The sequence below is a fragment of the Micromonospora sp. A200 genome (genome assembly GCF_029893845.1).
GTDB classification, from domain to species: domain Bacteria; phylum Actinomycetota; class Actinomycetes; order Mycobacteriales; family Micromonosporaceae; genus Micromonospora; species Micromonospora purpureochromogenes.
Genome location: NZ_JARXXY010000051.1, coordinates 15,653 through 35,005, shown reverse-complemented (window position 1 = coordinate 35,005; position 19,353 = coordinate 15,653). Strand labels below are relative to the sequence as shown.

Annotated in this window: 17 protein-coding genes and 1 tRNA gene; 6 read left to right on the top strand and 12 right to left on the bottom strand. The window is 72.5% G+C overall.

Annotated features, from left to right (window positions below):
- Positions 1–190: 190 nt before the first annotated feature.
- The gene (locus M2302_RS30480) at positions 191–811 is read left to right on the top strand and encodes a hypothetical protein (RefSeq protein WP_280841257.1); all 621 of its coding nucleotides are present in this window, start codon (positions 191–193) and stop codon (positions 809–811) included.
- A gap of 43 nt (positions 812–854) precedes the next feature.
- On the opposite strand, the gene M2302_RS30475 is transcribed toward M2302_RS30480, so the two are convergent.
- Positions 855–1,007 (bottom strand): hypothetical protein, encoded by a 153-nt coding sequence (locus tag M2302_RS30475; RefSeq protein ID WP_280841256.1) that lies wholly within the window; start codon positions 1,005–1,007, stop codon positions 855–857.
- A 23-nt stretch (positions 1,008–1,030) separates the two neighbouring features.
- Here M2302_RS30475 and M2302_RS30470 point away from each other — a divergent pair, with 23 nt between their 5' ends.
- Complete coding sequence (locus M2302_RS30470; protein WP_280841255.1) at positions 1,031–1,255, top strand: hypothetical protein; 225 nt, start codon at positions 1,031–1,033, stop codon at positions 1,253–1,255.
- Between the two features lie 17 nt (positions 1,256–1,272).
- On the opposite strand, the gene M2302_RS30465 is transcribed toward M2302_RS30470, so the two are convergent.
- Positions 1,273–1,346, bottom strand: a tRNA-Thr gene (locus M2302_RS30465).
- Positions 1,347–1,478: 132 nt separating this feature from the next.
- Between M2302_RS30465 and M2302_RS30460 the strand changes: the two genes are divergently transcribed.
- Together M2302_RS30460 and M2302_RS30455 are read left to right on the top strand one after the other, a co-directional pair.
- Positions 1,479–3,218 (top strand): metallophosphoesterase, encoded by a 1,740-nt coding sequence (locus M2302_RS30460; protein ID WP_280841254.1) that lies wholly within the window; start codon positions 1,479–1,481, stop codon positions 3,216–3,218.
- A 210-nt stretch (positions 3,219–3,428) separates the two neighbouring features.
- Positions 3,429–4,967 carry a recombinase family protein gene (locus M2302_RS30455; protein ID WP_280841253.1) on the top strand — a complete coding sequence of 513 codons (1,539 nt, stop codon included), beginning with the start codon at positions 3,429–3,431 and terminating at the stop codon, positions 4,965–4,967.
- A 360-nt stretch (positions 4,968–5,327) separates the two neighbouring features.
- On the opposite strand, the gene ricT is transcribed toward M2302_RS30455, so the two are convergent.
- From ricT to tmk, 6 genes are all read right to left on the bottom strand, one after another.
- A complete protein-coding gene (gene ricT / locus M2302_RS30450) occupies positions 5,328–6,164 on the bottom strand; it encodes a regulatory iron-sulfur-containing complex subunit RicT (protein WP_280841252.1) in 837 nt (278 codons plus the stop codon).
- Positions 6,165–6,423: 259 nt separating this feature from the next.
- A complete protein-coding gene (locus tag M2302_RS30445; protein WP_280841251.1) occupies positions 6,424–7,089 on the bottom strand; it encodes a hypothetical protein in 666 nt (221 codons plus the stop codon).
- Positions 7,089–7,394, bottom strand: coding sequence for a hypothetical protein (locus M2302_RS30440; RefSeq protein WP_280841250.1), 306 nt, complete (start codon positions 7,392–7,394; stop codon positions 7,089–7,091). The genes M2302_RS30445 and M2302_RS30440 overlap by 1 nt, the downstream gene beginning before the upstream one ends.
- A 1-nt stretch (position 7,395) precedes the next feature.
- Positions 7,396–7,722, bottom strand: coding sequence for a YbaB/EbfC family nucleoid-associated protein (locus M2302_RS30435; protein WP_088959218.1), 327 nt, complete (start codon positions 7,720–7,722; stop codon positions 7,396–7,398).
- A 121-nt stretch (positions 7,723–7,843) separates the two neighbouring features.
- Positions 7,844–9,085 (bottom strand): DNA polymerase III subunit delta', encoded by a 1,242-nt coding sequence (locus tag M2302_RS30430; protein ID WP_280841249.1) that lies wholly within the window; start codon positions 9,083–9,085, stop codon positions 7,844–7,846.
- Complete coding sequence (gene tmk, locus M2302_RS30425; RefSeq protein ID WP_280841261.1) at positions 9,085–11,184, bottom strand: dTMP kinase; 2,100 nt, start codon at positions 11,182–11,184, stop codon at positions 9,085–9,087. Before tmk ends, M2302_RS30430 begins: the two co-directional genes overlap by 1 nt.
- A gap of 288 nt (positions 11,185–11,472) precedes the next feature.
- Between tmk and M2302_RS30420 the strand changes: the two genes are divergently transcribed.
- Complete coding sequence (locus M2302_RS30420; RefSeq protein ID WP_280841248.1) at positions 11,473–12,681, top strand: alanine racemase; 1,209 nt, start codon at positions 11,473–11,475, stop codon at positions 12,679–12,681.
- A gap of 23 nt (positions 12,682–12,704) precedes the next feature.
- Here M2302_RS30420 and M2302_RS30415 read toward each other — a convergent pair whose 3' ends face one another.
- On the bottom strand, positions 12,705–13,277 hold the full coding sequence (locus tag M2302_RS30415) for a TetR family transcriptional regulator (protein WP_088959222.1): 573 nt from the start codon (positions 13,275–13,277) through the stop codon (positions 12,705–12,707).
- Between the two features lie 227 nt (positions 13,278–13,504).
- Between M2302_RS30415 and M2302_RS30410 the strand changes: the two genes are divergently transcribed.
- Positions 13,505–14,809 (top strand): D-arabinono-1,4-lactone oxidase, encoded by a 1,305-nt coding sequence (locus M2302_RS30410; protein WP_280841247.1) that lies wholly within the window; start codon positions 13,505–13,507, stop codon positions 14,807–14,809.
- A gap of 33 nt (positions 14,810–14,842) precedes the next feature.
- On the opposite strand, the gene topA is transcribed toward M2302_RS30410, so the two are convergent.
- The 3 genes from topA to M2302_RS30395 all read right to left on the bottom strand — a co-directional run bounded on the left by topA (position 14,843) and on the right by M2302_RS30395 (position 19,249).
- A complete protein-coding gene (gene topA, locus M2302_RS30405; RefSeq protein WP_280841246.1) occupies positions 14,843–17,668 on the bottom strand; it encodes a type I DNA topoisomerase in 2,826 nt (941 codons plus the stop codon).
- 430 nt (positions 17,669–18,098) lie between these two features.
- Positions 18,099–18,716, bottom strand: coding sequence for a hypothetical protein (locus M2302_RS30400; protein WP_280841245.1), 618 nt, complete (start codon positions 18,714–18,716; stop codon positions 18,099–18,101).
- Positions 18,707–19,249, bottom strand: coding sequence for a hypothetical protein (locus M2302_RS30395; RefSeq protein ID WP_280841244.1), 543 nt, complete (start codon positions 19,247–19,249; stop codon positions 18,707–18,709). The genes M2302_RS30400 and M2302_RS30395 overlap by 10 nt, the downstream gene beginning before the upstream one ends.
- Positions 19,250–19,353: the final 104 nt, after the last annotated feature.

The following is a 19,353-nucleotide window of genomic DNA, read 5'->3' as shown; positions in this document are numbered from 1 at the left end:
AGGTCTGCCTTCATCGCGGCACTATGGCATCCGGTTGGGTGTCGGCGCTGCCCCGGACGATCCACGGAGCTCATGATCGGCAGGACACGCCCTAGGCACACCGCCACACGCGCCGCCGCCTGTCCCGTCACGGGGCATGCATGGCACTCGCGACCACTACATGCTTCACGCCTGCGGCTAGTCTCGGTCGGTGAGTTTCGGCAACTACGCCCGGAAGGTTCGCGACAGGTCACTCCCCTATGGCCGGCGAGTGTCGGCGCTGCGGTCCTGCGTTCAGCTCTACCGTCCGATCGGTTTTTACGCGACGTTGGGTTTCCTTGAAGAGATCGCCGGCCCCTACCAGCGCGATGAGGCCGCCCTCCTGAGGGCGCTCGACGTCCTGATCGCAAGCCGTTCCGGGTGGCATGCCGACATGCGTGACTACGCCCGGGAGCGCCGTCAGGCCAAGCAGCGCGGCCAACGGATCCCTCCCATCAACGAGGTCAACCCGACCGGTTTTCCGCGGATCTGGTACGGCGCAGCCAGGCCCGCAGCCCTATACGCCCTGAGGTATTGGAGCCGTAACGGCCTTCCCGCGTTGACGGCGACATCTGACGAGATCGCCGCCACGCTCGGCACCCTCGTAACCGCTGTCCTGTCGGCGGACGGTGACTTGGCACCACAGCAGCGACAACTCGTAGACGCCACCGTGACCGAGCTCCAACGACGCGTCAGATCCGATCTCTGGCACCACGACCAGGGCGCCTACTACCGGGCCTGGAACCTGCTCAAGATCGCGCGGCTGGTCAAGACCGCAAGCAACCACGTGTAGCTCGGACAGTGACGGTTAGCTAGGCCACGTGGCGCTCAAGCTGTCAGCGGATGCTCGGCCAGTTGAACCAGCACCAGTGCTGTTCCCTCCTCGGCTCAACGTAGGCAGTGCGGATCAGGTAGGTGCCCGGAGCTACGTCGACCTTGAGATGGTGTTCGTGCTCCAGCTCGCCGCCGGCCAGCGTCGAGTCAAACAACCGCGCTGATCCGCTGGTCGTCCATGTGCCTGCGTCTTTCCACCGTCAAGGCGGTGCAGCGGATGCTCGGGCACGCTTCGGCGTCGATGACCCTGGACGTGTACGCCGGGCTGTTCGGTGACGACCTGGACGCGGTCGCCAACCGCCTGGACGACGCAGCCACAGCACGGGACAAGGACTATCTGAGGACTGGCCCGGCTGGCGGCAGTGTGATCGACCTCGGGAAACGGCGAAGCCCAGGCCGTTGACCTGGGCTTCTGTACCGAGCCGCCTGACGGAATCGAACCGTCGACCTACGCATTACGAGTGCGTCGCTCTAGCCGACTGAGCTAAGGCGGCAACGATCGTCAAGTGTACGGCACGGCCCGCCCACCGGCCGAGGGGGTTCCCCCACCCGGGAACCCGGACATCGGACGCGATCAGTCGTTCGCCGGACAGCGGTACCGGCACGTCGGCGCTACGCTCCGGCGGGTGACCGACGATCACCCCACGTCCGGGTCCGACGTTCCCGCCGAGCACGCCCCCGGCGAGCGGGCGGCCCGCCGGCCGCTCAGTCTCGACCCGGTGGAGCTGGGCTTCACCCCGCGTAAGCCGGTGCCCTGGCTGGCGCCGTTCCTGCTGATCAGCACCGGCATCCGGACACTGCTGGCGATGCTCTTCGGGGCGTACCTGGACAAGCGGGAGCTGCAGAACGCGCTGGATTCGAAGATCGCGCGGCAGGTCGGGCCGGACGGCGGGCTCTGGCTGGACTACGTGGCCGACCTGGGCGACGGCTTCAACGCCACCTACTCGGTGGCGTACCTGCTCGCGCAGCGGGAGCTGGAGGTGGACGGGCACCGGCTGCCCCGCGCCCAGACCCTGGTGATGGGGGGCGACCAGGTCTACCCGTCGGCCGCGTACGAGGCGTACGAGGACCGGTGCAAGGGGCCGTACCAGGCCGCGCTGCCGGTGGCGCCGCCCGAGCGGCCGACGCTCTTCGCCGTGCCCGGCAACCACGACTGGTACGACGGCCTGACCGCCTTCCTGCGCCTGTTCGTCCGCTCCCGGGACCGGCACTTCGGCGGCTGGGGCACCGGGCAGTCCCGCTCGTACTTCGCCGTGGAGCTGCCGGCCGACTGGTGGCTGCTCGGCCTCGACGACCAGTCCGGGTCGTACCTGGACGACCCGCAGCTGGCCTACTTCGACGAGGTGGCCCGGCGGCTGGGCCCGCAGAGCATGGTCATCCTGGCGGTGCCGGCGCCGACGTGGGTCAAGTCCGTCGACCACCCCACCGCGTACGACTCGATCGACTACTTCATCCGGACGATCCTCGCCCCCACCGGCGCGCACGTGCGGCTGCTCATCTCCGGCGACCTGCACCACTACGCCCGGTACGCCGGCCCGGAGCGGCAACTCATCACCTGCGGCGGGGGCGGGGCGTACCTGTACCCGACGCACAAGCTCCCGGAGCGGATCGAGGTGCCGCCGAAGGACACCCTGTCCCGCCGGGCCAGCGCCACCCGCCCGTACGACCTGGCCGCCCGCTACCCGGACGCGGCCCGGTCCCGGCGGTACGGCTGGGGGATCTTCCCCCGGCTGCCGTTCCGCAACCCGGGTTTCACCACCCTGCTCGGGGCCCTGCACACGCTGCTCATGCTCGCCATGGCCGGGGTGACAGCGAACCGGACGGGCAGCACCGAGCAGCGGCTGTTCAGCGTCCCGCTGGTGATCATGTTGGGGGTGACGCTGCTCGGGGCGGCCCTCTTCGCCAAGCCACCGAGCGCCGGCGGGAAACGGCACGTCCGGCACTGGATCCTCGGGGTGAGCCACGGGCTGGCCCAGGTGGGGCTCGCCGCCGCCGGCACCTGGGCCTGGCTGGCGCTGCCCTTCTACGACTGGCCGTGGCCGCTGCCGGCGGCCGCCGCGGCGGTCGTCTACGGCCCGGTGATCGGCCTGGTGTCCAGCCAGGTGGTGGCGGCGTATCTGCTGGTGGCGGGGTCGTTCGGGGTGAACCTCAACGAGCTCTTCGCCGGCCAGGGCATCGAGGACTCGAAGTCGTTCCTGCGGATGCGGATCGACCCCGACGGCTCGCTGATCATCTACCCGATCGCGGTCGACCGGGTGTCCCGGGACTGGCAGTTGAACCCCGACCAATCCCCCACCGCCTCCTGGCTCACCCCGAAAACCACCCTCACCCCCCGCCTGGCCGAACCTCCGGTCACCCTCAGCTGACGGTGTCGATCAAGAGGTTTGCGTCCCGATCCGGGCCACGACGGACGCAAACCTCCTGATCACCGTTGCAGGACGGGGCAGGTGGTTGTCAGGCGTCGCCCTCCTGCGTGGAGACCTGACTGACGACCGGTGGGGCGTACTCCTGGAGCCGCTGGTAGAGCGATGGTCCTTTGTTGACTGGAGGCAGCATTTTTCTCTACCTTGATCTGCATGCCCAACGCCCCCCGCATCAAGAGCGCGGCCAGACGCCGCGCCATGAAGGCCGCATCGTCGACTGCGACCGCGCTGCGCGCCGTGCTGTACCTGCGCATGAGCATGGACCGGACCGGCGAGGGTGCCGGCTTGGAGCGCCAGGAACAGGCATGCCGCGCGCTGGCGCTGGCCCGGGGGTGGGAAGTGGTCGCCGTAGTCGATGACACGATCTCAGCCACGACTGCCCGCCTTGCCGACCGCCCCGGCTGGCAGCACGTTGTCCGGATGATCGAGGCTGGCGAGGCGGACCTGATCGCGGCTTGGCATCTGGAGCGGGTGACCCGCTCGATGAAGGATCTGGAGTCCCTGATCGAGTTGGCGGTGGAGCGGGGTGTCGGCCTGGCCACCGCCACCGGTGACATCGACCTGACCACCGACGTCGGCCGGATGGTCGCCCGGATCCTGGCGGCCGTCGCGACGGCCGAGACAGAGCGGAAGGCCGAGCGGCAGATCCTGGCCAACGATCAGCGGGTGGCTGAGGGCAAGCCTCAGTGGATCAGGCGACCCTTCGGATACGAACTGGACGGCACGCTACGCGAGGACGAAGCGGCGGCCGTTCGGAAGGCATACCACGACGCGATCGACGGCAAAGCGCTCACAACCATCGCCCGCGAGTGGAATGATGCCGGCTTCACGACCTCAGCGCCAGGCTCCGAGATGGCCCGGCCGCGGGCACCCCGCAAGCGGAACTACGACCCGACCGGTCGGTGGACCAACGTAGCCGTGCGGGCACTGCTGCGCTCTCCGCGCAACATGGCCAAGTCGACGCTGTACGGAGAGATCATGGGCGACGCGAAGTGGTCGCCGATCGTGGATGAGGCGACCTGGCGCGCGGTAGAACGCAAGCTCGCCGACCGGGAGCGGCCGGACTCGTCCTGGGGCAAGCTCGCCAACCTCCTCTCTGGCATCGCCACCTGCTCCGTCTGCGACGGCCCCATGGGGGCCAGCCGGCGGGGCAAGGAGGGCGAGAGTATCTACACCTGCAAGGGCAGGCCCAGCCAGCCCGACCTCGGGCGAGGGCACTGCTCAATCGGCGTCGACTTCGCCGATGGGCAGATCGTCCGCCGGCTGATCCAGCAGATGCAGGCCACCGGGCGCGTGACCTTCCGCCCGCAGCCTCCCGCCATCGATCCGGCACCCCTGGTACAGCGCGAGGGCGAGATCGCACAGCTCATGGCCGAACTGGTCGAGGACCGGACTGCAGGGCTCATCGACCGTGCCTCGCTGGTCGCCGGTACCGCGACGCTCCGCGCAGAGCTGGCCGAGATCCAGGCCGAACTAGCCAAGGCTGGCACGTACGGCCGGGCCGAGGAGATCGACGCGGAAGCAGCCTACGACGAGTTCGACCGGCTGGATCTCGGCGAACAGCGCGCCATCCTGCGGGACGCCTTCGAGTTCATCAAGGTGATACCGCGCGGCAAGGGCCGGCGCCGGCAGGGCGAGCCGGCGTGGCAGCCAGAGCTGATCAGGACTGCCTTCACGCCCGCGTGGTCGTAGGGGCCCGGCACGTACAGAACGAACTACGCCGACGCATGAGCACTTCGAACCACGCGCCCGCAGAGCGCGAACTCACCGCACCTTCCCGCATCCGGTCAAGATGAGTGGACAGCGGACAGGTCCGAACCACAGCCACAACAGGAGTGACACCACCTCGCGCTGCTGGCCGATAGCCAGGCGCTCCCACCTCTCCTCAACGTCGGGTCCGAGCAGGTTCCGCACCAGCGGAGGCACCTCAACGTGTTCCGCCCGGCGCTCGGCATCCTCGATCTCGGCGAGCAACGTCCGCTGGACGGCAGCCGGACCGGTTGGCGTGATCTCGTCGCATGAGGCTGCCGGGTACCACTTGGCGAGCGCACGCTACATGGAGGGCCGGTCCTCGTAGGCTCGGCGCGATCCGCAGACATCGGACAGGGCGCATCGCTTCATAGACCCGTCGGAGATCTGCCGGACAGTGACCGTCCCGCTCGGGGGATGACGGGACACGACCTTTGCTGTCCCCTCCGGCGTCTCGACCCGCTGGCCAGATACGGGGTAATTGCTGCTTTCGGCGTAGAGAGGATGCTCGTACTTCAGGCAGCACATCAGCCGGCCGCAGGCACCGGAGATCCGCAGCGGATTGAGCGGCAGGTCCTGGTCCTTCGCCATCCGGATGGTCACCGGCTCGAAGTCGTTGAGGAAGGTGGCGCAGCACAGGTCGCGACCGCAGGAGCCGATGCCGCCCTGCACCCGCGCCGAGTCCCGGGCGGAGAGCTGGCGCAGCTCGACCCGGCAGCGCAGGGTCGCGCCCAGGTCGCGGACCAGGGAGCGGAAGTCCACCCGGTGCGGGGCGGTGAAGTAGACGGTGGTCCGGTCGCCGCCGACGTCGCCCTCGCCGAGGACGTGGTCCACGGCGACGACCTTCATCGGCAGTCCGTGCTCCCGGATCAGCCGCTTGGCGGCCACCTTCGCCTCGGCCTTGCGCCGGCGCAGCAGCTCGTCGCGGCGCAGGTCCTCCTCCTGGGCCAACCCGGCCAGCTTCGGGAAGCCGTCGGTCTCCTCCGACACCCACTGCGCCGCCCAGACGCACTCGGCCACCTCGGGCCCGTCGTCGGTCGGGACCAGCACCCGGTCGCCGACCTGCGGCCGCAGCTCACCCGGGTCGAGGTAGTAGAGGCGCCCGTACCGGTTGAAGCTGACCGCGCAGAGCATGCCCATGCGGTCCACCCTACGACGGACGACCGGCGCCGGCCCGGCCACCCGTCGCCACGTGGTTACCCCGTGCAGTCATCCACGATCGTCGACTCGTTCGCTTGCGCCTCGCCCGGACGGCTGAATCGGGCCCCGGAGCGGGACAAACGCCGGGTGGAGGCGTTGAGTGGAGGCAGACCTGCGGGGGGTGCAGGGAATGGCCACGGCGCCGCCGCCGGGCCCCGGTCCAGGCCGGGCGCCGCGCGCGGCGCCGTGGACCACCCGGTCAGCGACCCACCCGGGTGGTGCTGTCGTAGCGGACCGGGCCGCCGGTCGACGCCCGCCAGGTCGACTCGGCCAGGCTCGGCGACCACTGGCGCAGCAGCGTCTCCGCCCCGTCGTACGCCACCCCGAGCACCGCGAGCACCCTGGTGGCGATCTCGGCCGCCGCGCCGGTGCCGCTGGCGGAGTCGCCGCCGGGCGCGGTCGCGGCGAGGACGCGTACCGCCTCGGTGGAGCCGAGCACCTCGGCGAGGACCCGGGCCACCGCCAGCCGGCTGCCCTCCACCCAGTGGGCGAGCGCGTCGGCGTACCCGGCGGTCGACTCGATCCGCCCGACCAGGCTCTCCGGCCCCTCGTCCAGGTGGCGCAGCAGCGCCGAGCGGGCCTCGTCGTACGCGGCGGCGGCCGGGCCGGACCACAGGCCCGGATCGGTGAGGGCGGCGCACGCGTCGTCGTACCCCCGGACCAGCCGGCGCACGGCGTGCCCGGCGGTCGCCAGCGGCGCCGGGTGCAGGTCGAGGAAGGCGCGCAGCGCGTCGCCGGGCAGCACCTGCATCCGGCGCAGCAGCGGCCAGAGCTGGTGGCCCTCGGGAGCGCCGGCGGCGAGCAGGTGGTCGACCCGGCGCAGCAGCTCCAGGCCGGGCTCGGCGAGCCGGTCCAGGGCGTCCATCAGCGTTCCCCGAACAGCCGCCGGCCGGCCGTGTCGTCGGTGCGGGCGTAGCGGTCGGCGGCGCTGCGGACGGCGGCGGCCGCGGCGGCGAGCCGGGCGGCGGCCGCCCCCGCCTCGCGGGCCCGGTCGCCGGTGGCGGCGGTCCACTGCCGGTGCAGCGCCCGGCCGACCTCGCCGGGGCGGCCCGGGGCGTCCGCGCCGAACGCCGGGTGGGCCGGGTCGGTGGCGGTCACCGTGCGGGCGAGCACGGCCAGCGTGTCGCTCGCCTCCTCGAGGCGGGCGGCGAGGGCGCGCAGCGCGTCCATCTCAGGCCCCCGCCAGCGGCCGGTACGCCGCGAAGGTCTCGTTGTGCAGCTTTTCGCGGGCCCACTGCGCGGCGTCCGCCGCGGCGGTGACGGCGGCCTGCACCGAGCCGGCGACGTCGCGCGGGTGGCGCGAGTGCAGCGGCCCGAGAAAGCGGACGTCGGTGATCCGGCCGCCGGCGGTCACCACCACCTCGACCAGCCCGTCCGGCGACCGGACGGTGACCTCGACGGTGTTGACCGCCTGGTCGAACTCGGCCTGGAGGGACTCGATCCGGCGGTAACGCCGCACCGCCTCCTCGATCCACGCCTCGTCGATCTCGCGCGGCATCGGTTCTCCCCCCGGCCGACCATCACCCTGCGTGCCCTCACCGTCACCACGGCACACCGGACCGTACCGCACGCCCGCGACACCTGTCGATGCCTGTGGGCAGCGGAAACCGGGCCGCGGCCTAGCCCTTCCAGAGGGTGAGCATCATCGCCTCGACCGCGATCCGGGGCTTGACGTTCGCCTCGATCGCCGCCCGGCACTCCAGCACGGCCTCCAACCGCCGCAGGGCGCCCTCGGCGTCCCACTTCTGCGCGCCGGCCTCGGCCATCGCGGCGGTGTCGGTGTGCACCGGGGCCACCGGGGCGCGCAGCGCCATGGTGAGCGCGTCCCGGTAGAAGCCGGCCAGGTCGACCAGGGCCCGGTCCAGCGCGTCCCGCTGGGCGCGGGTGGCCCGGGACTTCTGCCGCTTCTCCAGGTCCTTGAGCTGCCCGGCGGCGCCGCGCATGGCGGCGGCCGCGCCCCGCCCGGTGCCGCCCGCGCCGAGCGCGGTCTGCAACGCCGCCCGTTCGGCCGCGTCGGCCTCGGCCACGGACGCCTCGGCCTCCGCCTCGGCCGCGGCGATCAGGGCCGACGCCGCGTCGAGCGCGGCGCCGACGCCGGTCAGCCGGCGGGGCACCGCCAGCACCGCGTCCCGGCGCTGCCGCGCCTCGGGGTCGCGGGCCAGCCGCCGGGCCCGCCCGACGTGCCCCTGCGCGGCCGCCGCCGCCCACTGCGCCACGTCGGGCGCGATGCCGTCCCGGCGCACCAGCACCTCGGCCACCGCGGCGGCCGGCGGCTGCCGCAGCGGTACGACCCGGCACCGCGACCGGATGGTCACCGACACGTCGTCCGGGTGGGTGGACGGGGCGCAGAGCAGGAAGACGGTCCGCGGCGGTGGCTCCTCGATCGCCTTGAGCAGGGCGTTGCCGGCGGCCTCGGTGAGCCGGTCGGCGTCCTCGATGATCACGATCTGCCAGCGCCCGCCGGACGGCGTGCTGGCCGCCCGGAGCACCAGCGCGCGCATCTCGCCGACCCCGATGGAGAGCCCCTCGGGCACCACCAGGCGCACGTCGGCGTGGGTGCCGGTCATCGTGGTGTGGCAGCCGGGGCACTCGCCGCAGCCGGTGCCGTACGCGCACTGCAGCGCGGCGGCGAAGGCGCGCGCGGCCACCGACCGGCCGGAGCCGGGTGGGCCGGTGAAGATCCAGGCGTGGGTCATCCCCGCACCCGGGTCGACCCCCGGCTGTCCCTCGACCTCGGCCTGTCCCGATCCGACGGCGGCCGGGTGGGCGGCGCGCAGCACGGCGGCGGCCGCCGCGGCGGCGTGGCGCAGGGTGGCGACCGCCTCGTCCTGGCCGACCAGGTCGGCGAAGACGTCCGGCATCAGGTCCGGTGCTCCATCGTCACCAGCTCCGCGTCGGATAACTCGGGCTGCACCGAGGTGTCGGGCCCGTGGGCGGGGCGCGGGTGCACGATGGCGGCCGGGTCCACCAGGAACTCCTCGACCCGGCGGGCGACCAGGGCGGCGATCTCCTCGGCCGGTCGGGCGGCGTCCAGCACCAGGTAGCGCTTCGGGTCGTTGGCGGCGAGGTCGAGGAAGGCGTACCGGACCCGCTCGTGGAAGGCGAGCGACTCGGCCTCCAGCCGGTCGGTGCCCTGGTTGCGGGACTCCACCCGGGACAGGCCGGTGCGCGGGTCGACGTCGAGCAGCACCACCAGGTCGGGCTTGAGCCCGCCGGTGGCCCACGAGGAGAGCCAGGAGACCTCCTCGACCGGCAGCGTACGGCCGGCGCCCTGGTAGGCCAGGGAGGAGTCGACGTACCGGTCGCTGATCACCACCGCGCCCCGGACCAGCGCCGGACGGACCACGGTGGCGACGTGGTGCGCCCGGTCGGCGGCGTAGAGCAGCGCCTCGGCGCGCGGCGAGGGCGCCTCGGCGCCGGCGTTGTCGAGCACCAGCGACCGGATCCGCTTGCCCACCCCGGTGGCGCCCGGCTCCCGGGTGACCACCACGTCCCGGCCCTGCCCGCGCAGCCGCTCGGCGAGCGTGTCGAGCTGGGTGGACTTGCCGGCGCCCTCGCCGCCCTCGAAGACCACGAAGAGGCCGGAGGAGACGAACGGCTCGGCGGGCATCAGCGGGCGACCCCGGATCGAGCCCCAGAGGTCGGCGAGGACCGGCACGCCCTTCTTGTCGTCCATCTGCCCGAACGCGCTGATCCCGGCGAAGATGCCGGCGGCACCGGCCGCGAGCAGCAGCAGCCGGGTGGAGGAGACGGAGACGCCGAGGTCGGCGATGGTGAGCTTGCGGGAGCCGCCGACGCCGACCAGGAGGCTGCTCAGCGCGATGGCCAGGATCAGCACCAGCCGGGTGCCGATCTGCACCACCGCGAAGACCCGACCGCGTACCTCGTCGGCGACCTCGCCGCCGAGCAGCGTGGTGCCGGCGAGGAAGGCCATCCCGGCCCCGGCGCCGACCAGGATCGCGCCGAGCATGGCCATCGACAGGTGGATGGCGAAGGCGAGCACCAGCACGGACGCGCTGGCCAGCACGATGCTCATGCCGAACCAGCGGCGGCGGGACATGTCCCGGACGATCATCGGGCCGAGCCCGATGCCGAGGGCCAGGCCGATGAAGATCGCCCCGAAGAGCATGTAGAAGGCGGCGTCGCCGGCGCCGAGCGAGGCGGCGAAGAACTTTGCCGTGCCGATCACGATGCCGCCGCCGGCGAACGCGCCGAAGATGCCCAGCACCAGGCCGCGTACCAGCGGGGTCTGCTTGATGAACTTCCAGCCCTCGGTGAACTGGCGCATCATGCTCTGCTCGGTGCGCTCCCGCTCGCCGGCCTGCGCCTGGCTGATCTCCTTGATGCCGAAGGCCACCACCAGCGCGGTGGCCAGCCGGGAGAAGGAGTTGAACCAGAGGGCGAGCTGGGCGGGCTCGGCCCAGCCCGGCATCTCGCCGCCGGTCGCCGCGCGGACGCTGCGGTCGAGCACCGCCAGGGCGATCGCGGCGGCCACCGGGGTCAGCCCGTACGTGGTGATCAGCGTGAGCTGGTTGGCGCTCTCCAGCCGGGCGCGCGGGATCAGGTTGGGGACCGCGGCCTCCTTGGCCGGGATCCAGAGCAGGGTGATGGTCTCGATCAGGAAGGTGGCGACCGCCGCCCAGCTGACCACCACGGCACCGCTGGCCCCGGTGAGGGCGAGCAGCGGGATCGAGGCGAAGAGCACGAAGCGCAGCAGGTCGCAGATGACCATCGTCCAGCGCCGGTCGAAGCGGTCGGCGAGCACGCCGGCCACCGGCCCGAGGATCAGCGCCGGCAGCAGCCGGACCGCGATCAGCGTGCCGAAGGCGGCACCCTTGGCGGTGCTGCCGGAGACCTGGGCGGCGGCGAAGACGGAGGTGGCGAGCAGGCCGAGCCAGTCGCCGAAGGAGGCCGCGCCGAGCACGATCCAGAGCCGACGGAACGGCCGGATGCGCAGCACCGAGCGGATCGCGGCGGCGCCGGACCGGTCGGCCTGGGCTGCTCCGGACTGCGCCCCGGGCGTCGACACGCCGGGCGACTCGCCGTTCTTCTGGCTTTCGATGGCCGTACCTCCACGTGCCGGCCCAACGCTGGGCAGTCCCGGTGCAACACTCTAGTCCCGGTGGGGGGCCTCCCCCCCGGCGACATTCTCCTGCTCGCCGAGCCTAGGCCGCGAGGACCAGCGACCGCAGCCCGGCGGTACATGAGGGTATTTCGCATTACTATCCCGGACAGTTAGCGTGCACCCGTGGCCATCGACAGCGACACCCTGCGCGAGCGCCTCGACTCGGCGACCGCCCACCTCGACCCGCCGTACGCCGTGGTCGACCTCACGGCCTTCGACGCCAACGCCGCCGCGCTGGCCGACCGGGCGGGCGGCAAGCCGGTCCGCGCCGCCAGCAAGTCGATCCGCTCCCGTGAGCTGACCAGCCGGGTGCTGGGCCGGCCGGGCTGGGCCGGCGTGATGGCGTTCACCCTGTCCGAGGCGATCTGGCTGGTCCGCTCCGGGGTGACCGACGACGCGCTGGTCGCATATCCGACAGCGGAGCGGGCGGCGCTCGCCGAGCTGGCCGCCGACCCGGCGCTCGCCGCGGCGGTCACCCTGATGATCGACGGCACCGAGCAGCTCGACCTGGTCGACGCGGTCCGCGCCCCCGGCCGGCGGCCGGAGCTGCGGGTCTGCCTCGAACTGGACGCCTCCTGGCGACCGCTGGGCGGGCGGGTGCACGTCGGCGTGCGCCGCTCACCGGTGCACAGCGCCCGGGCCGCCGGCGCGCTCGCCGCCGCCGTCGCCGCCCGGCCGGGCTTCCGGCTGGTCGGGCTGATGGCGTACGAGGCGCAGATCGCCGGCCTCGGCGACGCGCCGCCGGGGCGGGCCGTCATGGGCGCCGCGATCCGGCTGGCGCAGCGCGGGTCGTACCGGGAACTGCTGGCCCGCCGGGGCGCGGCGGTCGCGGCGGTACGCGAACACGCCGACCTGGAGTTCGTCAACGGCGGCGGCACCGGCAGCGTCGCCGCCACCAGCGCCGATCCCGCGGTCACCGAGGTCACCGCGGGATCGGGCCTGTACGGGCCGACGCTGTTCGACGCCTACCGCGCCTGGCAGCCGACCCCGGCGGCGTTCTTCGCCTGCGCCGTGGTCCGCCGGCCGACTCCGCAGCTGGCAACGGTGCTCGGCGGCGGCTGGATCGCCTCCGGCCCGGCCGAGCGGAGCCGGCTGCCCCGGCCCTGGCTGCCGGCCGGGCTGGCGCTGGTCGGCACGGAGGGAGCCGGTGAGGTGCAGACCCCGCTGGCCGGCGCCGCGGCGGCCGGGCTGCGGGTCGGCGACCGGGTGTGGTTCCGGCACGCCAAGGCGGGCGAGCTCTGCGAGCACGTCAACGAGTTGCACCTGGTCTGCGGTGACGAGGTGGTCGCCACCGTGCCCACCTACCGCGGCGAGGGACACGCCTTCCTCTGACCGGGCCCGCCCGGCCGGGGCCGTCAGCCGGGTTGGACCGCCTCGGTGGCGTCCACGTGGCGGTGCAGGTACTCGCGGATCAGCGCCTTGGCCTCGGCGAGGACCCGCTCGTCGCCCTCGGGCTTGCGGCGGAACGCCAGCTTGATCAGGGCGTCCGCGGCCTCGACGGCGATCTCCAGGCAGAACCGCAGCCGCGGTTCGTCGGTCATGCCGAACCGCTCGGTCAGCACCCGGGCCAACTGGTCGGCGATCACGCCGTTGTTGTCCCGCTGCTCATCGAGCAGGTGCAGGTCGACCACGTCGCCGAAGTGCAGGGTACGGAACCCCGGGACCGTCCGGTGCATCGTGATGTACTCGTCGATCCCCGCGTCGACACCGTCCCACCAGTGGGTCAGGTCGTCCGAGGCGAACCGCTCGTCGAGCCGCTGCAGGTAGGACTCCATCGTGCGCAGGGTCAGCGCCTGCACGATCGCCCGCTTGTCCGGAAAGAACTGGTAGACCGACCCGATCGCCACCTCGGCACGTTCGGCGAGCAGCGTGGTGGTCAGTCCCTCGTACCCCACTTCGTCGACGAGTTCGGCACAGGCGTCCAACATCCGCTGGACCCGCGCGACACTTCGACCCTGCACCGGAACGCGGCGCAGCGGCCCGGTCGTGGCGGCTGGTGTGGACACTCGGCGCCACCCCCCTTCGACGGAAGAAACTATCTGGTTGTCACGAGTCCGTGACTACCGGTACAACGAGCGGACCTCGATTGCGGTATTTACCAGGAACAACGTTCCTGATATGAAGTCAGTTCATATTCATGTCGAGGAGCGCGCCGATGGCCGGTACCGCCACCGCATGGTCCAACTGGGCCGGCAACCAGCACAGCACCGCCACCGCCATCCTGCGCCCCGCCACGCTGGACGCCGTCACCGAGGCCGTCCGGGACGCCGCCGCCGCGGGTGAACGCATCCGGGTGGTCGGCAGCGGCCACTCGTTCACCCCGATCGCCGTGGCCGACGGCCGGCGGATCGAGTTGACCAGCCTGGCGACCGACGTCCGGGTCGACCGGGACCGACGCCTGGTCACCGTGCCCGCCGGAATGACCCTGCACACGCTCAACGCGCTGCTCGCCCGGCACGGGCTCGCGCTGCCCAACCTCGGCGACATCGACGCCCAGACCGTCGCCGGCGCGATCTCCACCGGCACCCACGGCACCGGAGCAGGATACGGCTGCCTGTCCACCTTCGTCACGGCGCTGACCCTGGTCACCGGCACCGGCGAGGTGCTGCGCTGCTCCGCCGACGAGCAGCCGGACGTCTTCGCCGCCGCCCGCGTCGGGCTGGGCGCACTCGGCGTGCTGGTCGAGGTGACCCTGCGCTGCGTCGACGCCTTCGTGCTGCGCGCCCACGAGCGCCCGGCGCCGCTGGACTCGGTGCTCGCCGAGCTGCCGACGCTGATCGACGCGCACGACCACATCGAGTTCTACTGGTTCCCGTACACCGCGCGGGTGCAGGTCAAGACCAACGACCGGGTGCCCGCCGACGACCGGCCGCTGCCCCGGTGGCGCGGCTGGCTGGACGACGACCTCCTCGCCAACACCGTCTTCGCCGGGGCCTGCCGGCTGGGCCGCGCCGTGCCGGCGCTGGCCCCGACCATCAGCGCGGTCTCCGCCCGGGCGCTCACCGAACGCACCTACACCGGCCGCTCCGACACGGTCTTCTGCACCCCGCGCCGAGTCCGCTTCGTGGAGATGGAGTACGCCCTGCCGCGCGCCGCCCTGCCGACCGCGCTCGACGCGCTCCGGCGGATCGTCGACGGGCTGCCGTTCAAGGTGCTCTTCCCGGTCGAGGTGCGGTTCACCGCCGCCGACGACATCTGGCTGTCGCACGGCTACGGCCGGGAGTCCGCGTACGTGGCGATCCACCAGTACGTCGGCATGCCGTACGAGCCGTACTTCCGGGCCTTCGAGCAGGTGGCGACCGACCTCGGCGGCCGGCCGCACTGGGGCAAGCTGCACTACCGGGACGCGGCGTCACTCGCCACGGCGTACCCCCGCTTCGCCGACTTCCTGGCGGTCCGCGACCGGCTGGACCCGGACCGGCTCTTCACCAACCCGCACCTGGACCGGATCCTCGGCTGAGTGTTCCCCGGGCGCCGAGGCGCCCGGGGTCCGTCACTCGGCGGTGCTGGCCGCCTTCTTCGGGGCGGCCTTCTTCGCCGGGGCCTTCTTGGCCGCCGTCGCCTTGGCGGTGGTGGTCTTCTTGGCCGCGGTCGACTTGGCTGCGGCGGTCTTCTTCGCCGCCGTCGCCTTCTTGGCCGGGGCCTTCTTGGCGGCCGCCTTCTTCTTCGGCGCCGGACCCTTCGCCCGCTTCTCGGCCAGCATCTCGGAGGCCTGCTCGATGGTCAGCTCCTCCGGGGTCTGGCCCCGGCGCAGCGACGCGTTGAACTCCCCGTCGGTCACGTACGGCCCGAACCGGCCGTCCTTGATGACCATCGGCTTCTCGGTCAGCGGGTCGACGCCCATCTCCCGCAGCGGCGGCGCGGCGGCGCGACGCTGGCGGGCCTTCGGGGCGGCCAGCAGCGCCAGCGCCTCGTCCAGCGTGACGGTGAACATCTTGTCTTCGGAGTCCAGCGAACGGAACTCGTCACCGCGCTTGACGTACGGGCCGTAGCGGCCGTTGTTGGCGAAGACCTCGACCCCGTCGGGGGCCACGCCGAGCAGCCGGGGCAGGCTGAGCAGCTTCAACGCCTCGTCGAGGGTGAGCGAGTCCGGCGTCTGCGAGCGCAGCAGCGAGGACTTCCGCTCGCCGCTGGCCACGTACGGGCCGAACCGGCCGGACTTGAGCAGGATCGGCTCGCCGGTGGCCGGGTCGTCGCCGAGCTTGCGCTCGCCCCCGCCGCCGAGGAACAGCTCGTGCACCTTCTCCGGGGTCAGCTCGTCGGGCGCCAGCCCCTCGGGGATCGGTGCCCGGTCGCCCGGGGCGCCGCCCTCCTCGCCCTCCGCCTTCGGCGCGGGCTGCTCGCCCGGCACCGCCCGCTGCAGGTACGGCCCGAACCGGCCGACCCGGACGACGACCTCGCGGCCCTCGTCGTCGGTGAAGAGCGGGATCGAGTTGACGCTGCGCGCGTCGATGTCGGTGATGTTCTCGGTGACCAGCTTCTTCAGCCCGCCCGCGTGGGCGATGGCCTGGTCGCCGGTGCCGTTGGCGCTGCCGAAGTAGAAGGAGGTGAGGAAGTCGACCGCCGCGTGGTCACCGCCGGCGATCTCGTCCAGCTCGTTCTCCATGCTGGCGGTGAAGTCGTAGTCGATCAGGCGCGGGTAGTGCCGCTCCAGCAGCCCGATCACCGCGAACGCCAGGAAGGACGGGATCATCGCCTGGCCGCGCTTGAAGACGTACCCGCGGTCCTGGATGGTCTGCATGATCGACGCGTACGTCGACGGACGGCCGATGCCCAGCTCTTCCAGCGCCTTGACCAGCGACGCCTCGGTGTAGCGCGACGGCGGCTGGGTGTGGTGGCCCTGCGCGGCCAGCTCGTCGGCGGTCAGCGGCTGGTCCTTGACCAGGGTGGGCAGCCGGCGCTCGGCGTCCTCGGCCTCGGCGTTCTCGTCGTCGCTCGACTCGACGTACGCCCGCAGGAAGCCCGGGTCGGTGATGGTCTTGCCGGTCGCGCCGAAGTCGGCCTCCTCCTGCGCGGAGGAGACGGCGCGGATGCGCACCGAGACGCTGGAGCCGACCGCGTCGGTCATCTGCGAGGCGATGGTGCGCCGCCAGATCAGCTCGTAGAGCTTGAACTCCTCGGCCGACAGCTCCTTGGCCACCTCGCCCGGGGTACGGAAGTTGTCCCCCGCCGGGCGGATCGCCTCGTGCGCCTCCTGCGCGTTCTTCACCTTGCCGGTGTAGCGGCGCGGCTCCGGCGGCACGCTGCGCTCGCCGTACAGCTCGACGATCTGCCGGCGGGCCGCCGAGATGGCGGTCTCCGACAGGTTCACCGAGTCGGTACGCATGTAAGTGATGTAGCCGTTCTCGTAGAGGCGCTGCGCGGTGCGCATCGTCTGCTGCGACGACAACCGCAGCTTGCGGGCCGCCTCCTGCTGGAGCGTGGAGGTGATGAACGGCGCGTACGGGCGGCGGCGGTAGGGCTTCTCCTCGACCCGGGTGACGGTGAACGGCCGCCCGTCGAGGCGGGCCGCCAGGCCCCGGGCGCCGCCCTCGTCGAGGTGCACCACGCCGGCGCCGGCCCGGACCCGACCCGTGGTGGGCTCGAAGTCCTTGCCGGTGGCGATCCGGTCGCCGTTCAGCGCGACCAGGGTGGCGTTGAAGGTGCGCGGGCCCTCGCCGGCCTTTTCCACGGCCAGGGTGGCCAGGATGTCCCAGTACTCGGCGGTGCGGAAGGCCATCCGCTGGCGCTCCCGCTCGACCACGATCCGGGTCGCCACGGACTGCACCCGGCCCGCCGAGAGCTTCGGCATGACCTTCTTCCACAGCACCGGCGAGACCTCGTAGCCGTACAGCCGGTCGAGGATGCGGCGCGCCTCCTGGGCGTCGACCAGGTCGCGGTCGATCTCGCGGGGGTTGGCCACCGCCGCCTGGATCGCCGGCTTGGTGATCTCGTGGAAGACCATCCGCTTGACCGGCACCTTGGGCTTGAGCGTCTCCACCAGGTGCCAGGCGATCGCCTCGCCCTCGCGGTCCTCGTCCGTCGCCAGGAAGATCTCGTCGACCTCCTTGGCCAGCTTCACCAGCTTGCTGATCTGCTGCTTACGGTCGGCGGAGACGACGTAGAGGGCCTGGAAGCCGTTGTCGACGTCCACCCCGAGCCGGGCCCACGCCTCGCCCTTGTACTTGGCGGGCACGTCGGCGGCGTTGCGCGGGAGGTCCCGGACGTGGCCGAAGCTGGCCTCCACGACGTATCCCGGGCCGAGGTAGCCCGAGATCGTCTTGGCCTTCGCCGGTGACTCGACGATGACCAGACGGGTGGTTCCAGCGTTGCTCGGCACGTCTCTCCCCGACCTCACTCCTGCTCAATGCCCGATTCGGGCCCTGTTGCACCCCACCGGACCACCGGCGGTCCGGATGTCCAACGTAACGCGCCGCCGGGGTTTCGGGTTTCGCGGGCGGCAAACAGCCTCCGCGCGGCGGGCGCCACGGCACCGCGCGGGCTTCAACGGGCCGGACGGCGCCACCGTACACCGTGGGTAGGGCCGGAGGCGGGCCACTGTGACGATGGCGGACCCTCGGCCGAGGGTCACCGAGCCGTTTTACCAGCCGAGACGCCGCCCGGCTGTCCCCGATCGGACACCTCGTCGCCGCGCCCGCCCGACCCGGCTTGATCGACTCCGTTACGGCGAGACGGCGGTGTCCCGGTGGCCCTGATGCCGCCACCTCGCCGGCCTGGAGTCGATCTTGCACACGTGCTTGAGCCGGCGGTCAGGTCGGGGTCGGCCAGGCCTCCGGCGGGGCGGCCGACGGCCGCTCGCCGACCAGCTCGGCCAGCCGGGTCAGCCGCCGACGGCCGGCGATCCGGAAGGCCGGCGCACCGTCGTCGGGTTCCGACACCGCCGTCGGCAGGCCCACGGCGGCGAGCGCCGCCCGCACCGTCGGCCACCACTCCTGGTCAGCCGGGCCGAGCCCGAGCAGGAACCCCGCGGGGTCGGACCGGCCGGCGGCGGCCAGCCAGAGCCGCAACCGCCGACCGTTGAGATGGAAATGCGCGGGCGGGCGCTTGCGGCCCGCGTCGGCCAGCCAGGCCGTCGCCAGCGGCGCGAGGGTCCGCGCGTACGAGGTGCGCACGGCGTACCGCTGGTCCTCGGTCGCCTCCCAGCTCGCGGCCAGCCCTCGCGACCCCAGCTCGGCGACGAGCACGTGCACCCGCCAGGCGGCGTCCACCACGATCGACAGTCGGGCGGTACGCCCCATCCGGCCCACCTCGCCGGGGCCGGCGAGCAGGCCGGCCAGATCGGCGACGGACGGGTCCGCCGCCTCGGTGCCGAACAGCGAGAGCTGGCGCACCGGTTCGGGGGGTGAGTCGGGAGGGGTCAGCGACACTCCGGAACCTCGGCGAAGGCCTGTTTGAGCTCTTGATCGTTGAGCCGGCTGGTGTCCAGCGCGCTCGCGTCGTAATCCTTGGTGAGCGTCTCGACCGTGGCCTTGACGCCGTCGTAGAAGGTGCTGGCCTCGCCGGTGCCGAGCCCGTCGATGGCGTCGCGGGCCCGGCCGTACGCGTCCCGGACCTTCTCCAGGGTGCTCTGGAACCCCTTGGAGATCTCCTCGCCGTGCTCGGTCTCCGGGACACCGGCGTCGGCGACCCTGCGCCGGGCGGTCTCGCTGGCGTCCGCCGCACCGGCGAAGAGCCGGACCAGGTTCTCCTTGGCCTGCGCCGGGGTGGTCTGCGCGGTCATCTGCTGGTCGGTGCTGCTGGTGAGCTTGCTGATCTCGGCCCGCCAGGGGGTGAGCGCCTCGCAGACCGAGGCGGCCCAGGCCCGCGGGGTGGGCCCACCGCCGCAGGCGGCGACGGCGAGCACGAGCGTGGCCAGGACCACCGTGAGCTTTCCGGCGGCTGCCGCCCGGCACGTACGCATGCGTTGCAGCGTACGGCCTCCGCGCCGATGCGCCACCGCTCAGGTTTGCCGCCCTCCCGGCGCGGCGGACGGGTTCCCGGCCGGCGCTCGGCCGACCGGGAACC

What these genes read in the sequence shown, in the direction of transcription:
- M2302_RS30470 (WP_280841255.1), top strand. Translation starts at nt 1,031, where the DNA reads ATGTGCCTGCGTCTTTCCACCGTCAAGGCGGTGCAGCGGATGCTCGGG.
- M2302_RS30455 (WP_280841253.1), top strand. Translation starts at nt 3,429, where the DNA reads ATGCCCAACGCCCCCCGCATCAAGAGCGCGGCCAGACGCCGCGCCATG.
- ricT (WP_280841252.1), bottom strand. Translation starts at nt 6,164, where the DNA reads ATGGGCATGCTCTGCGCGGTCAGCTTCAACCGGTACGGGCGCCTCTAC.
- M2302_RS30445 (WP_280841251.1), bottom strand. Translation starts at nt 7,089, where the DNA reads ATGGACGCCCTGGACCGGCTCGCCGAGCCCGGCCTGGAGCTGCTGCGC.
- M2302_RS30440 (WP_280841250.1), bottom strand. Translation starts at nt 7,394, where the DNA reads ATGGACGCGCTGCGCGCCCTCGCCGCCCGCCTCGAGGAGGCGAGCGAC.
- M2302_RS30435 (WP_088959218.1), bottom strand. Translation starts at nt 7,722, where the DNA reads ATGCCGCGCGAGATCGACGAGGCGTGGATCGAGGAGGCGGTGCGGCGT.
- M2302_RS30430 (WP_280841249.1), bottom strand. Translation starts at nt 9,085, where the DNA reads ATGCCGGACGTCTTCGCCGACCTGGTCGGCCAGGACGAGGCGGTCGCC.
- M2302_RS30415 (WP_088959222.1), bottom strand. Translation starts at nt 13,277, where the DNA reads ATGTTGGACGCCTGTGCCGAACTCGTCGACGAAGTGGGGTACGAGGGA.
- M2302_RS30410 (WP_280841247.1), top strand. Translation starts at nt 13,505, where the DNA reads ATGGCCGGTACCGCCACCGCATGGTCCAACTGGGCCGGCAACCAGCAC.
- M2302_RS30395 (WP_280841244.1), bottom strand. Translation starts at nt 19,249, where the DNA reads ATGCGTACGTGCCGGGCGGCAGCCGCCGGAAAGCTCACGGTGGTCCTG.